At 51.1% G+C, this 18,317-nt stretch carries 18 protein-coding genes; 13 read left to right on the top strand and 5 right to left on the bottom strand.

Translation table 11 applies throughout. The features are described 5' to 3' along the window. Positions 1–6 precede the first annotated feature (6 nt). The 8 genes from ACG2F4_RS02680 (at position 7) to ACG2F4_RS02645 (ending at position 9,334) form a co-directional block, all read left to right on the top strand. Positions 7–840, top strand: coding sequence for a PASTA domain-containing protein (locus tag ACG2F4_RS02680; RefSeq protein WP_395258062.1), 834 nt, complete (start codon positions 7–9; stop codon positions 838–840). Between the two features lie 3 nt (positions 841–843). Then, entirely contained in the window at positions 844–1,530 is a 687-nt protein-coding gene (rpe, locus tag ACG2F4_RS02675; RefSeq protein WP_395258059.1) for a ribulose-phosphate 3-epimerase, read from the top strand. 243 nt (positions 1,531–1,773) lie between these two features. Beyond that, the gene (locus ACG2F4_RS02670; protein WP_395258173.1) at positions 1,774–2,766 is read left to right on the top strand and encodes a PhoH family protein; all 993 of its coding nucleotides are present in this window, start codon (positions 1,774–1,776) and stop codon (positions 2,764–2,766) included. 75 nt (positions 2,767–2,841) lie between these two features. Beyond that, positions 2,842–3,666: an MBL fold metallo-hydrolase gene (locus tag ACG2F4_RS02665; protein WP_395258057.1), complete on the top strand. Its 825-nt coding sequence runs from the start codon at positions 2,842–2,844 to the stop codon at positions 3,664–3,666. After that, positions 3,653–4,444: a purine-nucleoside phosphorylase gene (locus ACG2F4_RS02660; protein WP_395258054.1), complete on the top strand. Its 792-nt coding sequence runs from the start codon at positions 3,653–3,655 to the stop codon at positions 4,442–4,444. The genes ACG2F4_RS02665 and ACG2F4_RS02660 overlap by 14 nt, the downstream gene beginning before the upstream one ends. A 544-nt stretch (positions 4,445–4,988) precedes the next feature. Further along, positions 4,989–6,521: a M16 family metallopeptidase gene (locus ACG2F4_RS02655; RefSeq protein WP_395258052.1), complete on the top strand. Its 1,533-nt coding sequence runs from the start codon at positions 4,989–4,991 to the stop codon at positions 6,519–6,521. Between the two features lie 22 nt (positions 6,522–6,543). Continuing rightward, positions 6,544–8,652, top strand: a complete 2,109-nt coding sequence (locus tag ACG2F4_RS02650; RefSeq protein WP_395258049.1) for a M16 family metallopeptidase — start codon at positions 6,544–6,546, stop codon at positions 8,650–8,652. A gap of 139 nt (positions 8,653–8,791) precedes the next feature. After that, a complete protein-coding gene (locus ACG2F4_RS02645) occupies positions 8,792–9,334 on the top strand; it encodes a DinB family protein (protein WP_395258046.1) in 543 nt (180 codons plus the stop codon). Positions 9,335–9,420: 86 nt separating this feature from the next. On the opposite strand, the gene ACG2F4_RS02640 is transcribed toward ACG2F4_RS02645, so the two are convergent. The 3 genes from ACG2F4_RS02640 to ACG2F4_RS02630 form a co-directional block, all read right to left on the bottom strand. Next, positions 9,421–10,455 (bottom strand): glycosyltransferase family protein, encoded by a 1,035-nt coding sequence (locus tag ACG2F4_RS02640; protein ID WP_395258044.1) that lies wholly within the window; start codon positions 10,453–10,455, stop codon positions 9,421–9,423. Beyond that, entirely contained in the window at positions 10,452–11,267 is an 816-nt protein-coding gene (locus ACG2F4_RS02635; protein ID WP_395258041.1) for a UDP-2,3-diacylglucosamine diphosphatase, read from the bottom strand. Before ACG2F4_RS02635 ends, ACG2F4_RS02640 begins: the two co-directional genes overlap by 4 nt. A gap of 81 nt (positions 11,268–11,348) precedes the next feature. Further along, entirely contained in the window at positions 11,349–11,531 is a 183-nt protein-coding gene (locus ACG2F4_RS02630) for a hypothetical protein (RefSeq protein ID WP_395258039.1), read from the bottom strand. Positions 11,532–11,742: 211 nt separating this feature from the next. Here ACG2F4_RS02630 and ACG2F4_RS02625 point away from each other — a divergent pair, with 211 nt between their 5' ends. Further along, positions 11,743–12,195, top strand: a complete 453-nt coding sequence (locus ACG2F4_RS02625) for an OsmC family protein (protein ID WP_395258037.1) — start codon at positions 11,743–11,745, stop codon at positions 12,193–12,195. 64 nt (positions 12,196–12,259) lie between these two features. Here ACG2F4_RS02625 and ACG2F4_RS02620 read toward each other — a convergent pair whose 3' ends face one another. Further along, positions 12,260–12,637 (bottom strand): ankyrin repeat domain-containing protein, encoded by a 378-nt coding sequence (locus ACG2F4_RS02620; RefSeq protein WP_395258035.1) that lies wholly within the window; start codon positions 12,635–12,637, stop codon positions 12,260–12,262. Positions 12,638–13,138: 501 nt separating this feature from the next. Here ACG2F4_RS02620 and ACG2F4_RS02615 point away from each other — a divergent pair. From ACG2F4_RS02615 to ACG2F4_RS02600, 4 genes are all read left to right on the top strand, one after another. Beyond that, positions 13,139–14,338: an N-acetylmuramoyl-L-alanine amidase gene (locus ACG2F4_RS02615; RefSeq protein ID WP_395258033.1), complete on the top strand. Its 1,200-nt coding sequence runs from the start codon at positions 13,139–13,141 to the stop codon at positions 14,336–14,338. Positions 14,339–14,346: 8 nt separating this feature from the next. Beyond that, positions 14,347–14,964, top strand: a complete 618-nt coding sequence (gene udk, locus ACG2F4_RS02610; RefSeq protein ID WP_395258031.1) for a uridine kinase — start codon at positions 14,347–14,349, stop codon at positions 14,962–14,964. 111 nt (positions 14,965–15,075) lie between these two features. Continuing rightward, positions 15,076–15,795, top strand: coding sequence for an SDR family oxidoreductase (locus ACG2F4_RS02605; protein ID WP_395258028.1), 720 nt, complete (start codon positions 15,076–15,078; stop codon positions 15,793–15,795). Then, positions 15,788–16,168, top strand: a complete 381-nt coding sequence (locus ACG2F4_RS02600) for a DUF4296 domain-containing protein (protein ID WP_395258026.1) — start codon at positions 15,788–15,790, stop codon at positions 16,166–16,168. The genes ACG2F4_RS02605 and ACG2F4_RS02600 overlap by 8 nt, the downstream gene beginning before the upstream one ends. Positions 16,169–16,199: 31 nt before the next feature. On the opposite strand, the gene ACG2F4_RS02595 is transcribed toward ACG2F4_RS02600, so the two are convergent. Then, positions 16,200–18,128, bottom strand: a complete 1,929-nt coding sequence (locus tag ACG2F4_RS02595) for a RecQ family ATP-dependent DNA helicase (protein ID WP_395258023.1) — start codon at positions 18,126–18,128, stop codon at positions 16,200–16,202. Positions 18,129–18,317: the final 189 nt, after the last annotated feature.

Genomic DNA, 18,317 nt, shown 5'->3' with positions numbered 1-18,317 from the left:
GATATCATGCTACATTACCTGAAAGACATACTAACCAGCAAAAAATTCTACGTTACGCTTTTGAGCGTAATACTTGTGGGATCAGGACTGTTACTGGTCCTCGACGAATATGTCATGCCTGAATACACCAATTACTACGAAGGGGTGACTGTACCGGACGTGCGTGAGCTGTCTCTTGATGAGGCGGAGGAACTGCTGACCTCCTACGGCCTGAGATACGAGGTAACCGACCGCCGGGCAAACATGGCCTTTCCCGCAAATTACGTGATAGACCAGACCCCGATTCCTGCTGAAATAGTAAAACCAAATCGAAAAATATATCTCACGGTAAATACTGAATCCAACCCCACGGTGACGGTACCCAAGGTGGAGGATCTCTCGTTCAGGAACGCAAAAATCCAGCTTCAAAATTACGGACTTGCCGTGGGAACGGTCAGTTATGAGTCCTCGAGATTCAAGAACAGCGTGATGCGCCAGTCGATTGAGCCCGGCCGAACGGTTGACAAGGGAACCGTCGTGGACCTGGTCGTGAGCGACGGACTGGGAGAAAAGATGGTTGACGTTCCGGACATTGTCGGCCTTCGCCTTACCGAATCCCAGCAAAAACTGCGGGAGGCAGGGTTGCGGGTGGGAGAGCTCCGCTTTCAGCCCAGCAAAGAGGTTGAGCCTAACTTCGTGCTTGATTATACTCCCCGGGAGGATCAGGTGGTGGAGGGCGAAACGATAAACCTTGTTGTCTCTGAACGGTTCGACGTCAAAGAGGAGAGCGAATCGGGGGCGGTTCAGGCAGATACCACCTACATTGAATCTGATACCCTCCAGCAAAACGAACAAAATTAACAAATGGATTTTACACTCCCGGTACTGGCACCTTCAATACTGGCCTCTGACTACGCCAATCTGGCCGAACAGATTAACAAGTGCGAGCAGGGGGGGGCGCAATGGATCCACTGCGACAGCATGGACGGCCATTTTGTACCCAATATCACATTCGGGCCCGGAATTATTGAGGCGGTCGGCCGGGTTACCGACCTGTTCCTGGATGTACACCTGATGATTGAGCAGCCCGACCGCTACCTCGAAGATTTTATTGATGCGGGAGCCGATCAAATTACGGTTCACTTTGAAACCTGTACGCACCTGCACCGGACCCTGCAGGTGATCAGGCAGCACGGGGCGCTGGCGGGAGTGGCGGTAAATCCGGCCACCTCTCTCCGAAACATAGAACCCGTACTTGATCTGGTGGACCTGGTATTGATTATGAGCGTCAATCCCGGTTTTGGCGGACAAGATTTTATTCCCAATACCTATGACCGACTGAAAAAAATGGCTGCCTGGCGCAGAGAGGGCAACTTCAACTACCTGATATCAGTAGACGGTGGGGTAAACTCTGAAAATATTGAGAAGGTGACCCGCGCCGGGGCCGACGTACTGGTGGCCGGCAGCGCCGTTTTCAAGGCGAAAAATATCCCCAAACGCATTCAAGTGCTTCAAAAAAAGGCTGTCGCGGGAAGCCAGGAGTGGGTATAGGAACCGGTGACATGCCAGCTGCATGACATGCAGAACATTCGGATCGGCGATCTTCTTCACTCACAATTTTTTTAATACATTTCACATAAATCCTTATCTTTATTTTTGAAATTGGTTTTGGAAACCATGGCGTTTGCCCAAATTCAATTCCCTGAACAAAAAGGGTAACCTGCGGTTTCCCAAAGCCCGTGAATTAAGTGTAATTAAATGTGTTGAGGAACGCCTATCGCGACAGAACAGAACATCGGTGAAGAGACCATTCATATAGAAGATGTAGAACCTGTCCTTGTCCTTGGTTTTGAGGATGAGCATCTCACCAAACTTGAAAAGGCATTCCCGGATACCACCATTACCGTGCGAGGCCGCAGCATCAAACTGAAGGGGCCGGAAAAAGATCTTGATGAGCTGGCAGAAGTGCTTGAAGAGCTTATCGACATGGTCGACCGAAATGGCGACCTGACCACCGGTGATGTCGACACCGTTCTTGCCCTTAAAACGGGTGGCGACTCGACAACCACCACAACCAACCCGCTGCGCGGGCCGTCCGGTACCTCGGAAGATTTTATCCTGAACTCTCAGTCCGGCCAGACCATTACGGCCAAAACGCCCGGACAGAAAGAGATCGTAGAAGCTTCTGAGCAGAATGATATCGTTTTTGCCATCGGTCCCGCCGGAACGGGCAAAACCTATACTTCGGTGGCACTGGCGGTCCGGGCGCTCAAGTCCCGGCAGGTTAAAAAAATCATTTTGGCCCGCCCGGCGGTGGAAGCCGGCGAAACACTCGGATTCCTGCCCGGCGATCTCCGCGAAAAGATCGACCCCTACCTGCGCCCGCTCTACGATGCGCTCGAGGAGATGATCGAGTATGACCGGCTGGAACTGCACCTGGCCAAAAATGTGATCGAAATTGCTCCGCTGGCGTACATGCGCGGTCGTACCCTCAACAACGCTTTCGTTATCCTGGATGAAGCCCAGAACGCCACCAACATGCAGATGAAGATGTTCCTGACCCGCATCGGGTTTAACAGCAAGGCGATCATCACCGGCGATATTACACAAACCGACCTTCCCCAAAAAAGACACTCCGGACTGATCTCAATCCAGGATATCCTCAAAGATATCGACGGCATCCGCTTTGTCTATCTCAATCAAGACGATGTAGTTCGGCACCGGCTGGTTCGCGAAATTATTGACGCCTACGACCGGCATGAATCAAAGAACGACCGTGGCAAGTAGCCTCGGCTTCACACTTTTTTGAATGTTGAAATGTCAGGCCGGAGCAAAAACTAATATTCAGCACTGGATCTTTTAATGGCAGAACAACCCGGAACAAAAACCAGCGCAACAGTCCACCCGCTTTACGAAGGCACCTTCAGCGTGGGCACCGACAAAAAATTTAATAGAATTGATCGTGACGATCCCCCGGCGAAGGGAGCCCTTAAAATATCCCTGAACCCCTTTTTGATCAAAACCGAAACCAGGAACTACCTGTTTGATGTGGGTATCGGCGATTTTGGAGAAGGTACCACCACTGAAACCATCAAGGAAAATCTATCAACCCACGGGGTCGCCGACTATGAAATCACCGACATCATCTGCAGCCATCTGCATTACGATCACATCGGCGGACTCGCGGGACGCAGCTCAGGATTCTGGGAACTGACATTTCCCGATGCCCGGCTCTGGGTTTCGGGCCGGGCCTGGCAGCAGGCCACTCAAAAAGACACCTACTACGACGATGAGAAGACCCAGTTCCTGCACTTTGTCGATGCCCGGGCCGATCTTCATTTTTTGGATGAGCAGGCGGCCCCCTACCCGGAAATTACGGTGGAGGAAGTAGGCGGCCATACCGAGCACTCCCAAATAATCTGGTTTGATGATGGAGAATCCCGGTACATGATGGCCGGTGACGTGCTGGCCGTGCGCGGCGAGGTTAACCGGAAGTTTGCCGCCAAATACGACTTCGAACCGGAACGCAGCATGGAAATACGAAAACGAATATTGGAAAAGGCATATGAGGAAGATTATATCATCATGGGTTATCACGACAGTCACCATCCCCTCTTCCGCCTGAGTGACTACAGTGAAAAAAAAGGCTACACGATCGAAAAGATCGCCGCCGATGCCGATTCCTGATTATATCAGTGAAATTACACGATACCTGTTCAGGAAAGGAGTTCCGGATGCTCCAACATCCGTTATCATACTGGGTTCGGGTCTGGGTGACTTTACCGGTCAGATCGACATTACGGGCGCGATCCCCTATGCTGATATTCCCCGCTTTCCCACAACTTCTGTCGAGGGACATAGGGGAAATCTGATCTGCGGGAAGGTTGGCAGCAGCAACGTTATCGCTTTTTCGGGGCGGTTCCACCATTACGAGGGCTTCTCTTTTGAACAGACCGCCCTGCCGGTATACCTGGCCCGGGCTCTCGACGCGGAAAAGCTGATTATCTCCAACGCTGCGGGCGCCATCAACACCACTTTTTCGGTGGGCGACCTGATGGTGATTGAGGATATAATACGCCAGAACCACGCTGTCTCTCCAACGGGGCACGCAAAGTTTCGCTATTCACATCGCCCGTGGGTGGACCGCGTTCGTAAGCTGGCGGCGGAACGGGACATCGTTACCCGGCAGGGAACGTACCTCTATGCCAAGGGCCCCAACTATGAAACCAAGGCTGAAATTCGCGCTTTTCGCACTATGGGAGCCGATGCGGTGGGAATGAGTACCGTCCCGGAACTGACGGAAGCAGCCCGGCTCGGCATCAAAACCGTCGCAATTTCACTGATCAGTAACATGGCGACGGGAGTCAACCACGGCAAGTTGAGCCACGAGGAGGTCGCCGAGGCTGCCGGCCTCCGAACCACTGATTTCAGCGTGCTGATAAAAGCACTTATCAAAATGTTATAAATTCTTCAGCTTCACCTTTGAATACTTTTTGATATGAAAATAGAAGCCCTTTTTAATAATTCGGAGGGACCTTTGCAGAACCTGCTATTTTGCCAGGCGGAAACGAGGGGTTTGCAAAGCCTTCTAGAAAGCTATTGTTACCGGCTACAATTCCCTGAATACGGTCAAATTACATTCTGTCATCTCTCCGGAATGATCTAACAGGTAGCGAGCTGCATCAACCGGAAAACTCGCTGCAGGATACTGGTACTGCATCCAACTAATAGAGATTCACAATCACACCAAAAATCAATTCTGAACAGATCTGTAACAAGATCACTTCGTTTTTTTGACTGATCTCCCGGCAAATTGTAACACCTGAAGCAATTTTTCGTTAATTCACAACGAGTGTATGCGAGAACAATCGCCAGTTGACAGTTTTATCTCGATCATTATTTTATCATTTCAATGTTTAGAATTCATGAGGTACAATTTTTTTGCATATTTATTCAAGCAGCTCAACAATTCTCATCCAACTTCAAACATTAATCCAATCAGGAGACGCATGAAGTCTAACAACCTGCTCCTCACTATCTGCCTTGCGTTGCTGCTCTTTTCTACGGGGTTCAATGCCGGGGCGCAATCTCTTGAAGATTTCGAAGAAAAAGTAACCGAGTTCACCCTTGACAACGGCCTTACATTCCTCGTCGTCGAGCGACCGATCGCGCCGGTAGTCAGCTTTGTGACCTACGTTGATGTCGGCGGGGCCAACGAACCGGTGGGGCACACCGGCATCGCCCATATTTTTGAGCACATGGCGTTCAAGGGTACCCATTACATCGGCACCACTGACTGGGAAAAGGAGAAAAAAGTCCTGGAAAAGCTGGACCAAACCTACCGGCAGTGGCTCAGTGAGAAGTACAGCGCCACTCCGGACTCTGCCCGGCTCTCCACCCTCTGGGAGCAGTTTCAGCAGCAGCAGGAGGAGGCAAAGCAGTACGTGGTCAACAACGAGTTTTCACAGATTATCGAACGCAACGGGGGGACCGGCCTCAATGCCGGGACCGGCGCCGACCAGACGGTCTATTTTTACAGCCTCCCGGAAAACCGGACCGAACTGTGGTTCAGCCTGGAATCGGACCGTTTTAAGAACCCGGTATTCCGCGAGTTTTATGTTGAAAAAGAGGTCGTCCGCGAAGAGCGCCGCATGCGCACCGAGTCGAGCCCGGTCGGACGTTTGGTGGAAGAATTTCTGGCGGTGGCCTACACAGCCCATCCCTACGGGCGCCCGGTGGTCGGCTGGGATTCCGACATCACTGCCACCACAATGGAGGATGCCCGCCAGTTCTACGACACGTACTACGTCCCCAACAACATCACGATCGCCCTCGCGGGGGATGTGAATCCCGATGAAATAAAAGAGCTGGCCGAAACCTATTTTGGTGACCTACCGGAAGGTCCGGAACCCCCGCCCGTTTATACCGAGGAGCCGGAACAGCGGGGGGAGCGCCGGTTTGAGATGATCGAGCAGAACCAGCCGATCTTCCTGATGGGCTATCACACCGTGGCGCAGGATCACCCCGACTTTGAAGCGCTTCAGCTTTTAGGCAGCGTTATTTCCGAGGGTCGTACCTCCCGTCTTTACCAGCGCATGGTAGAGGATGAGCAGACCGCCCTGCAGGTTTCGGCGTTCAACGGGTTTCCCGGCACCAAGTTTGAGACGATGTTCATGACACTGGCGGTTCCCAACCAGGGCGTCAGCCTGGATACGGTGGAGACGACCATCTACGAGGAGATCGAAAAAATCAAGAACGGTGACATCACCCGGGCTGAACTGGAACGGGCCAAGACCAACGCCCGTGCCAACCTGATCCGCAGCCTTGACTCCAACACCGGGCTGGCCCGCGCCTTCGCCGCTGCCGAAGCTCAAAAAGGCGACTGGCGCAGTGTATTTACCGACCTCGACGACCTGCAGGCGGTCACGCTGGAGGACCTGCAACGCGTAGCGCAGACCTACTTTACCAAAGACAATCGCACCGTTGGTATCATCAGGAACGAAGAACAGTCACAGTCAGAGGAGGTCGCCGATGCAAACTGATAAGAAGAGTAACGTGAATCTCATGAACCAGTCAGGAGAACGAATGATGAAACGGTTTACCAGTCTTGTAGTTCTGATCTTGTGCGCAGGACTTGCAACTGTGCATGCCCAAAAACGGTACGACGAGCTCAACTTCCCCGAACTAAATGAGTTCCAGCGCCCGGAAGTAGAGACCTTTACGCTGGACAACGGCATCAGGGTTTTCCTGGTGGAAGATGACGAGCTCCCGCTCATCGATCTCTCCGTCAACATTCGCACCGGCGGCGTGCTGGTACCCAACGAAAAAGCCGGCCTCGCATCCATCACCGGCTCGGTGATCCGCTCGGGCGGCTCCGAGAACTATCCCGCTGATACGCTCAATAAAATCCTGGAAAATCGGGCCGCAAGCATGGAGACGGGTATCGGTTTTACCTCCGGCGGAGCCAGCATGAATGTACTGAAGGAGGATTTTAGCGAACTCCTTCCAATCTTTGTGGATCTCCTGCAGAATCCGGCCCTGCCACAGGAGAAAATTGAGCTTGAAAAGAAGCAGGTCAAAAGCAGTATTTCACGACGCAATGACAACCAGCAGCAGATCGGATCCCGTGAGTTCGAACGGCTGATCTACGGGGAGGACTCGGTATACGGGCGGCTCACGGAATACGAGACGGTGGATAACATCACGCGGGAGGACCTGGTCAATTTCCACGGCGATCACTTTGTTGGAGCCAATATGATGGTCGGTGTTGTCGGGGACTTTGACGCGGATCAGATAAAAAAGCAGTTGAGCAACGCATTCAGCAGCATTGAGGCGGGGCAAAAAACGGCACTCGACTTCCCGGAAATTGACTACGAGTTCAACCGCACGATCAACCTGGTTGACAAGCCGGATGTAAACCAGAGCTATGTGCTGATGGGACATATCGGCGGGCTGCGCAGCAATCCGGATTACCCGAAAGTGCAGGTGATGAATGAAGTGCTGAGCGGCGGCTTTTCGGGACGGCTGTTCCAGGTGGTGCGTACCGACCTTGGGCTGGCCTACGCGGTATTTGGCTCCTATGAGATGAACACCTTCTATCCCGGGCAGTTTTACACCGGGGTGATGACCAAGAGTTCGACTACGGCCGAAGCGATCGACGCGATCATTGAGCAGATCAAGCGCCTGCAGGAGGAACCGATTCAGCCGGAGGAACTCCGTGATGTCAAGGACCAGTTCCTTAATTCAATGGTGTTCCGGTACGACAGCTATGAAGAGGTGTTGAGCCGCCGCCTATCCAACGAGTACCGAGAACTGCCGCCCGACGCTTTTGAAGAGTTTATCGAAGGGGTCCGCAACACCACCATAGAAGACGTTCAAAAGATGGCACAAAAGTACCTGAAGCCAGACAGCATGCAGATCCTGGTGGTGGGCAACAAGCAGGAGATCGGAGACCAGCTTGAAAAATATGGAACCGTCAACGAAATCGATATCAGTATCCCACAACCGGGGCAGGATGGCGCCGGTGAGGAGGTTGCCGGTGATGCCCAGAAAGGCCGCGCCCTGCTGGATAAAATGTCAGATGCGATCATTGCGCCAGACCAGCAGCTCGACAGCGTTACCGTGGAGGCGGAAGTCACACAGTTTGGCTCCAATGTTCCCGGTGGCAGCATGACCGTGCAGGTTACGCAAACCGTGGACTATCCCGATGCGATTACCCAGACGGTGGAGACCCCCAACGGTACCATCACGCTGAACTATGAAGGCGGTAAAGGCACGATGTCCATGATGGGCCAGGAACGTCCCCTGCCACCGCAGCAAGCACAATCGCTCAGGGAGAGCCTGAACCGAAAATACCTGGCCGTGGCACTCAACAGTGACGAACTGAATCCCCGGTTTATCGGTATGGAAGAGGTCGAAGGCACGCAGTACGCAAAGCTCAGCATCAAAATAAATGATAAAAACATCACCTATCTGGTTGATCCCGAATCCGGTTATCCCGGGATCATGCGGTACCAGCAGTTCAATCCACAGGAGGGGAGCCAGGTGCATGTGGAGGAACGCTATTCCAACTGGCAGACCGTAGATGGCATATCATATGCCTACTCTGAAACTACATTCAGTGACGGTGAAAAAGCGGCTGAATCCGTTATAAAATCTCATGAAGTACATTAAATCCGAACGTGGTTATCGCGTTAAAAACGACCCAGCTTTATTAAAAACAAAAGTTCATTCGCCCTAAGTCTCTCTTCTCCAGAGGGACTTTGGGTATGGCTTTTCAACACTCCTTAAAATAAATTTCAATACTGGATCCATGAAATCTATCTGGAATCCCCGTCCTGCTACTGAAGAATACGGTTCATTCTACCAAAAATATATCGATAAGCTGCCCCCGGGCAATGTCATCGATATATTGGTCAAACAGCGGGATGAGGTTTGTACACTCATCGATTCGCTGGACGAAAAAAAAGCGCTATCCCGCTATAAAGAAGGGAAATGGACGGTCAAAGAGGTGATCGGGCACCTGATCGACAACGAACGCGTTTTTTCCGTACGGGCCCTGGCGATCTCCCGCAACGACCCGGGAGAATTACCGGGGTACGACCAAGAGGCATATGTGAGAGAATCCAATTTGAATCAACGGAGCCTGCAAAATCTACAGGGAGAATATGAAGGGCTTCGCACCTCCAACATTCAGATGTTTTCCGGGTTCAGCGAACAGATGCTCAATCGAACGGGTATTGCTAACAACTACTCGCTGTCGGTCCGTGCTATCCCGTTCATTATTGCCGGGCACGAGCGGCACCACCTGGAGCTGCTGGAAAAGCGGTATGAAATTGAGCTACCCGGTGGATAGGGAATGAAACAGCTCAGCCCGAATTCGTCCCCAAACGCAACTGATGTTCACAATTCCTGATTCCTCGATGAGGCTGTATCTGCGATTTATTCCCTCACCAACTGCTCCTCTTTAACGAAAGAGGGAGACCTGTTTTCCGCGTTACCCAGGGAGAGTATTCCCATAACCACCTGCTCGATATTCGCCACCTCATTCAGGGTGATAATCCGCCCGCATTCCAGCCACTCTTCCAGATGATCTTCCTCCCCAAAGAGCGACTCCAGGACCGTCACCCCGAGCTCTTCCATAGCCGCGGCGTTGCACTGCTGTTCATACTGGTTCCGGATCGGTATCGTAAGCAGTTTTTTCCCCATAAACATCGCCTCTGCGCACATCTCAAAGCCGGAGCTGCTGATGACCCCGCCACAGCTTTCAACACTTTCGAGAAACTCGTTGTTGCCAACCGGGTGTACCAGCACATTCCTCCTCCGGTAAAACTGCTCGCAATCAGGTGAAAAAACATGCCATTGATGGTGATCAAATTTTTGAAATATTGAGATCAGGAGATCCGGGTCGTAAGCCGGAAGATAAACCGTAATATGATTCTGGTGTTCGGGCGACAGCTCAAGAATATCAGACCGGATGATCGGCGGCTCCACAAACCGATCGTACGGCCTGAAATGGAACCCGATGGCGTGATCGGCCGGGGCAAAATGCTTGAGGATCGCCTCGGCCGCCGGCGACCGCTTTTGGGGGCGCGGCGTCTCTTCCGAAAGAAACGCGGCCTGGTGACTAAGCGCTACACTTGGCACATTTTCCTTTCGTGCGGCCCACGCTGTCACCGGCTCATAATCACTGATCACCAGGTCATATTCCAGGACCGGGATGGAATGGATATCGGCAAGGAAGCGGACGGGGCGAAGCGCGCGCAGCGTCTCGAGTATCGATACGCCCCCGGTGTTGTCGTAGTTCATGCTAATGCCATACTTTCGATAACGAACCGGGCGCTCCAGGTTCAGCTGGCAGTTGTGGCCGCTGATCAGCACATCCACCTCTGCGTGCCTCCCAAGTTCCGGCAGCAATTCCCGGGCCCGGCTCAGATGTCCGTGACCGGTGCCCTGTATTCCGTATAATATCTTCATCCTATAACAGCCACTTCGTTCACAGATTTACGGACAGGAATTTCAACCGTGGTTTCTTTATTGATGAACTGATCCTCGTTGTATTTGTACATCGACCACTCCTGTCCGTCAAACTCAAGGGCGGTAAGGTTTTCGACCCAGTCGCCCGAGTTCATATAGATCACGGATCCCTCCTCACTCGTAAATCCCCTGATCTTCGGCTGGTGAATATGACCGCATATCACGTAATCATACCTGTTCTGGATGGCCAGCTCTATCGCGGATATCTCAAAATCATCAATAAATTTGACCGCTTTTTTTACGCTGTCCTTTATTTTTTTGGAGAGCGAGATTTTCCCGTATCCCAGCTTTTCACCGACATAGTTCACTAGACGGTTCAGCAGGATCAACAGGTCGTACCCCTGACCGCCAATTTTGGCTATCCACTTGGTGTGTTTCATGGTAATGTCGAATATATCCCCGTGAAAAATCCAGACTTTTTCCCCGTTCAGCTCCAGTACCAGTTTGTCCCTGACGAAGAGCGGACCAATCTGCAGGCGCGATATCTTGCGGATTACTTCATCATGATTTCCCGTCAGGTAGTAAATATCGGTACCGTTGGCCAGCATGCTCAGGAAACACCGGACCACCTGCATGTGGGAGTCTGGCCAGTAATACTTTTTAAAATTCCAGATATCGAAGATGTCTCCGTTCAGCACCACGATACGCGGTTCTATGGAATTGAGATACTGGGCCAGCTCCACTGCATGGCAGCCCACCGTCCCCAGGTGGAGATCCGAGAGGACGACAACATCAACAGGGCGTTTATTCATGGGTTTGTCAATCATTTATCCCAAATTAAAGAAACCTGTGTTACCTGTTGATATCCAGAATATTAAATTAGTGTGATTGTTCTAACCCGGGTTTACCTCACCAAGAGATTTGTTTTTCAGCAAGGAGAAGGGCAAATGGCTGCGCAGGTGTACATCGGTACGTTGAACAGGTGATTTGTGCTTCAACGCAGCTGGAAAAGGCCAATTTCCAGCCTTTTCCAGACAATAATGATAATTTAAATGATATAAGTTATTGTCACTCATAAAGTGACGTAATTTTATCCGAAATACTTGTGAGAAATTCGGGCTAATATGGTGTGGTAAAAAAATGGAGAAGGGAACGCGGAATCTCGCAGGAACAAACATACAGGGCCGTGTACTCCTTTTTTAACCCCAAAGTTGAAAAAAGTTTGGGCTTCGGGAAACGGCCTATTTTCTTACCTTGACGGCACAAGTTTAACAAAAAAGAGATCCAATGGCTGACGATTCGAAGCAAAAAATTGTACACGGCTTTCTGCCAAAAGATGAGACCTATTCCGTAACCCTCAATGCCGGGAAACACCAGCTCAAGGGCGATGAACCCGAGTCCGTAAAGGGCGGGAAAGATACCGGCCCCGACCCCTACGACTACCTGCTGATGGCCCTGGGATCATGCACGCTCATGACAGTGAAGATGTATGCCAACCACAAGGAGTGGCCGGTAGAGGACCTGTACGTTGAACTCCGGCACAACAAGCGGCACGACGAGGACTGCGAAAACTGCGATGATCCCAAAAGCAAGATCGATTTTATAGAAAAAGAGCTCATAGTAGAGGGTGACCTCTCGGAAGAGCAGATCGAGCGCCTCCTGGAGATTTCAAATCGATGCCCGGTCAACCGGACCCTTTTGGGAGAGATCAAGATCGAAGGGTCCATAACACATAAATAGCGCCAATCCCCATAAAAAAGCCTGCCCGAACATCGCGCAGGCCCTGCATAAAAAATGCCGGGTGTCAAGCCCCGGCTTCTTCCAGCAAATTCACGATACTGTCGTGATGGTAATAGTTGGCTTGGTCTTTGGCAGACCAGCCCCGGTCGTCGACAATATCGACCTCGCATTTGTGGTCAATTAACATTTTAACTATATGGTTGTGCCCCTTGCTTGCGGCCCAGTAGAGGGCGCTGGTTCCACGATTATCGCGGATGTTCACATCGGCTCCCTTGTTTAACAACAGCTGTACAATATCCGCATGGCCGTGCTTGGCCGCCTTCATCAACGCCGTGCGTTTATGTTCGTCACTGGTGTTTACGTCGATACCGCCCTGAATGGCTGACTGTATTGCATCAATATCACCGTTCTCCGAAGCGTCCAGAAAGGTTTTCTTGTCCATACTCTATACCTCCGTATTACTAAATTTAAGGTGGGAATACATTTGTATTGTACGTCATTGGCGGTATATAATCAACTGAATTTGTATTTCTGTGACAGCTCTTTCCGCTGTAACAAGCGACTGGCAAACCGTGTATGTGCCCTCCCGGTACAATCCCCGAGTATCCCCAGGTATGAGAGACAACCTGGGATTTCAAATTTCGTTCAGTCTTTGTCCTTCGATCAGCATCCTTTTTAAAACGTCCCCGAGAAGGAAAACAGATATATTTTTTTACTTTGGATAAGCTTATTATCTTGTATTCGGTCATATACTATTACCTTTTGCGAAATTTGATATATTAGATGCAAATATATGCTTTAATAAATACCATCATCTAAAAGCAATATATTTCAGCATTCAGTGAGAACCGTGCAGCACATAATTTCGACTTTATTCCGTCCCGCCTCTTTTTTTAAAAGAGCTTGTACTCCTTTTCTCCTCTTTTTCCTGTTGCTTGGCGGGATGGCTCATGGCCAAGCCGATGTCGACAATATTTTGAACCGGGTTTCGACCGCTGAACGGAGCGATGGAGAGGGATATGTGGTCCGCTTTCATCTCGAACAGCAAGTCGACTCGTTCAAGGTTATGCAGTCCCGGACCGACCTCATCCAGATGACCCTGTATGGCGAGCAGATCAACAGCTCCGAAATCGAATACGATACAACCACCGTCGTCTATGATGAGATCGGTTTCTACAATCATCCTTTGGGCGTGGGAGTCGACCTCTATATCCCCGAGGATCAATATTTTATTGCCAATGCGTACCACGATCGCCACAGCAGCGACCTGTTGCTGGGGCTTACCTTTTCCAGTGAAGAGCGTGTTTCAACAATAGCTGAAAATATCGACCCGATCATATGGTCCAGTTTAACGATTTCAAGGGACAGCCTGCTGGCAGGTCCCTCAGGCGGCTTTTCAAGCGATAATGACTACCAGCTGATGAAAGATAAGATCCGGTTTGATGTCGTGGTCATTGATCCCGGTCACGGCGGACACGATCCGGGGGCCATCGGCTACAAGGGGACCCGCGAAAAGGATGTGGTTCTGGATATATCCAAAAAGCTGGGAGGCTACATCAATGAGTACCTGCCGGATGTAAAAGTGGTCTACACCCGTGAGGACGACAGCTTCGTGGGCCTCGAAGAGCGGGGAGAAATTGCCAACAAGGCGGAAGGCGACCTATTTATATCTATCCACTGCAACGTATTCAGCAACCGAAATACCCGCGGTACAGAGGTCTATTTCCTGGGACTTCACCGGAGTCAGGCAGCTTTTGAAGTGATGAAAAAGGAAAACAGCGTCATCCGGTTTGAAGAGGGTCCCGACAGAAGCGAAGAGCTCACCGAGGAAGACCTGCTTATTTATGAATTGGCCAACTCTGCCTATATGGCTACCAGTGAAAAACTGGCCGGGATGCTGGAACACCAGTTCGACCATCGTGCCAAACGCCATTCCCGCGGTGTAAAACAGGCCGGGTTTATTGTCCTCTTCCACGCCTCAATGCCGGCTCTTCTCGTGGAAACGGGCTTTATCAGCAATCCGAGTGAACAGCGCTATCTGACGAGCGACTATGGCCAAAGCATTATCGCTTCTGCCATATTCAGGGCCATTCGAAATTACAAGCTCGAATATGAAAAAAGCCAGAATTTTAAGACAAACTGAGATTACTTTTGGATCCCCTCGTCATAGGCGTGGCCGGAGGTACCGGTGCTGGTAAAACGACCGTCATCCGGCGTATTGCCGACCAGATTAACCCTGGAAATATGGTGGTGCTGGAACACGACTCCTACTACCAGGATCTTGCTCACCTCTCTTTCGAAGAGCGTAAAAAGCAGAACTTTGACCATCCCTCCGCGCTCGAAACCGAGTTGCTGGTCCGCCATATAGAAGCACTGAAAAAAGGCTGCCAGGTGGAAGTACCGATCTATGATTTTTCCCGCCACGTCCGAAAAGAGGGAACCAGGGTGGTAACACCTAAACCGGTGATCCTGGTTGACGGCATCCTTATTCTAAGCGAAAAGCAGTTGCGGGAGCTGATGGAGATTAAAATATTTGTCGATACGGACGATGACATCCGGCTTTTGCGGCGTATTCGCAGAGATATCGTTGAACGAGACCGCAGCCTCGAAGGGGTGCTCAATCAATATGAAAAGCATGTGCGACCGATGCACCTGGAGTTCGTGGAACCCAGCAAGCGGTATGCCGATATCATCATTCCGCGAGGAGGAGAAAATGAGGTCGCCCTGGAGATGGTCCAGGCCCTGATCCACAAAAAACTATCTGGTTAGCCAGCATTATCCGCCAATGGGATATTAACGGTATAGCCCGGAACGGTTTTTTACGCTGCTTTGCTCTTACATATGTATCTTCAAAAACAGATAACCTAAAAAACCCAGATCATGAATCTACAAGGCAAAAAGGCGATTGTTACCGGAGCCAGCCGTGGAATTGGCGCGGCCTTTTCACACGCTCTCATCAACAAGGGAACCACCGTCTACGGACTGGCCCGCAGCGAGGATAAACTTCGGCGGATTCGAGAGGCCTTCGGGGATCGTTTCATCCCTGTCAAAATGGACGTCACCGATCATGGAGCGATAGAGGCGTGGATTGCGGAGGAATTTGCAGGTTCTGAAAGTCCGGACATACTAGTGAATAACGCCGGACTGGGCTATTTTGGCAATGTGGATGATCTGCCGCTGGAGGAGTGGAACCGAATGATCGCAACCAACCTGTCGGGAGTGTTCTACCTGACCCGGCAAGTGGTTCCATTAATGAAAAAGCACCCCGGGGTTTGTCATATAGTGAACATCGCGTCCATTGCCGGTAAAATCGGGAACCCGCAGATCTCCGGATATAATGCCAGCAAGTTTGGCGTCAGCGGTTTCAGCGAAGCCCTGTTCAAAGAGCTGCGGTACGACGGCATCAAAGTTACCTGCCTGTATCCAGGCTCTATCGCCACCAACTTTTTTGACAACGCCGACCAGGAAACCCATTCCAACATGATGCAGCCCGAAGACGTAGCCACCGTCTTGACGAACGTGCTTGAGACGCCCGATAATTTTCTTATCAGTGACGTTACGATGCGTCCACTCAATCCCAAACGACCGGAAAATGAATAGGTATCAGGCTGTAATTTGTTTCCTGCTGCTGTCTCTCCTTGCAGCAGGGGTGGGTTGTTCAGAGGAGCTGACCAATCCACCGCCGGAAAATTTGATCGGGGAGGACACCTATATCGATTTGATAATTGAACTGCAGTTGCTTGAATCCTACCGCACCTCGATGCCCAGGGATTCACTCAGGGTCAGTATCGACTCACTCAGGCAGGTTATATTCGACAAATATGACGTTACCGAGCAGCAATTTGTGTCCAGCCATCAATATTTTCATCGGCAGGTAAAACCGCAGGTAGATCGTATCTCGAGGGCGATCGACAGTCTCCGGCAACAAATGGTGCGGGATGGAATCATGGACAGCACCCGGCTCGGCCAGTAATGGATGGGAGACCTGCCTGCGGCCGGCTTCTCTAACTCCAGTAAAATTTATTTTCCCTTGTTATAACCCGGCCCTCCCTGATCAGGAACGACAGCAGTGTCTTCAGCTCTGACCTCTTTTTGCCGGTTATTTCAGCAATTTCCCCGATCGCCTTTCCTCCATCATCCTGTAAAACATTTTGGATTTCCTGCAGATGCCTGCGACGAAGGTGTGCCTCCGGCTTATTGATCACCTCCAGGCAGTTGTCGCAATGGCCGCAGGGCTGAATATTCTCTTCTCCAAAATAATTTCTCAGGTAAACCTCCCTGCAGCCATCCGTCTCGATATATCCCAGCATATACTCCAGCTTCTTCAACAGGCTGTTCCGGTGTCCCTCCAGTTCCTGCTTTTGGAACGGGAGCCTGGAGACGCGCTCTTCGATCAACCGAACGAGCGGCATCTCCCCGATCGCCTCAAACTGCAGGAGCTGGTCGTGATCCTGCAACACCTGCAAGCCCTTAATAACCCCGTTTCGGGAGGTATCCAGCTTTCGTTGCAGGTAATCGAGCTCCAGGTGCTTCTTCTCCGCAAACGCCTCGGCCCCGAACTGCCGGTAGATCGTGTCCAGAAACGCCGACTTTCGCTGGTTCTCCCACTCATCAATCAACTCCCTGATTCGATCCTGGCTGGCCACAAACTGAAGTACGACCTGGGGAACCACCTTCTCAATCAGCTGAATAACACCCAGCTGATTGAGCACTTTCAGGGAAGAGTGCACAATCTTTTTAGGCAGATGCGATCGCTTGGTCAATGCTTCAATCGAAACCTGTTCAGCCTGTTCCATCTCAGATCCCAGGGCCAGGTTCAGCTCATCACACAAAACATGATACACCTGCTCAAGCTGCTCTTGCTCAGGATAAGAATCCTTGAGCCGCCGCTCCGCTTTTACGGCATCTGAAGGATTAAAAAGCAGTATGGGGAAGCTCTCAGTTCCGTCGCGCCCCGCACGCCCCGCCTGTTGGTAATAGGCTTCCAGCGAATAGGGCATCTCATAATGAATGACATACCGGCAGTCTGCCTTGTCGATACCCATGCCGAACGCGTTGGTGGCGACAACCAGCGGCACCCTTCCCTCGAGCCAGTCCTCCTGGATCCGATTCCGCTCCTCATTTTCGAAACCTGCATGATAGGCCGCCGTTTGAATACCAAGCTTCCGGTTTATCAGGTTTGCCAGTCGTTCACAATTACGCCGCGTTCCACCATAAATTAGTCCTGCACCATTATCAGCAGCCCTGCTTACCGCTTTCAGCAGCTTCGCATCCTTCCTGTTGCTTTGAATCACCCACCATTTCAAATTTGGCCGGTCAAAACCTTTGGAGATAATATTCGGGCTTTCAAATCCGAGGTTTTTAACGATGTCGTCACGCACTTCCGGGGTGGCCGTAGCCGTAAGGGCCAGCCATGTTACCGAATCGGCAATCGGTTCCAGCGACGGGCGGATATCCCGGTAGCTCGGTCGAAAATCATGTCCCCATTGCGAGATGCAGTGCGCCTCGTCAATGGCCACCAGGGTGATGTTCAATTTTTCCATTTCGGCTTCAAACAGATCTGTTTTGAGGCGTTCCGGGGAACAGTAAAAAAGCTTGTACATCCCGTTCCGGGCGTTTACGAATCGCTGCTCAATTTCCCAAAAAGATAGCGTGCTGTTGACAAATGTTGCCGGAAGTCCCCGCTCGTTAAGCTGTTGCACCTGGTCCTGCATCAGGGCGACAAGCGGAGAGATAACAAGGGTCAACCCCTCTTGTATGGCTGCCGGCACCTGGTAACAGAGCGACTTCCCCCCGCCCGTGGGAAAAAGCACCAGGGTCTCCTTTCGGTTCAGCACCGAACGAATCGCCTCATCCTGGCCCGTGTGAAAGGATGTATATCCCCAAATCTTCCGGAGACTCTGTTCTGCTTTCTCAAATAGTGATTCGCTCATAGAGTAACAAATATAAATATTAATAAGGGACCTTTGCAGAACCTGCTATTCTGTTGGAAGGGGGTTCCGTATCGACCTTTTAAACGGGAGTCCAACTCCCTCAAAACGAGAAATTGAGGGTTTTGCAAAGCCCTTAATAAGTTAAGTGTTGAAAGGATAAAAGTTGCATGTTTTCACTTCTGTATTCTC

The sequence above is a fragment of the Halalkalibaculum sp. DA3122 genome (assembly GCF_043951865.1).
In the GTDB taxonomy this organism is placed as follows: Bacteria; Bacteroidota; Rhodothermia; order Balneolales; family Balneolaceae; genus JAMQKA01.
Note: the sequence above shows the minus strand (reverse complement) of the source record. Positions and strands in the feature narration are given on the sequence as shown.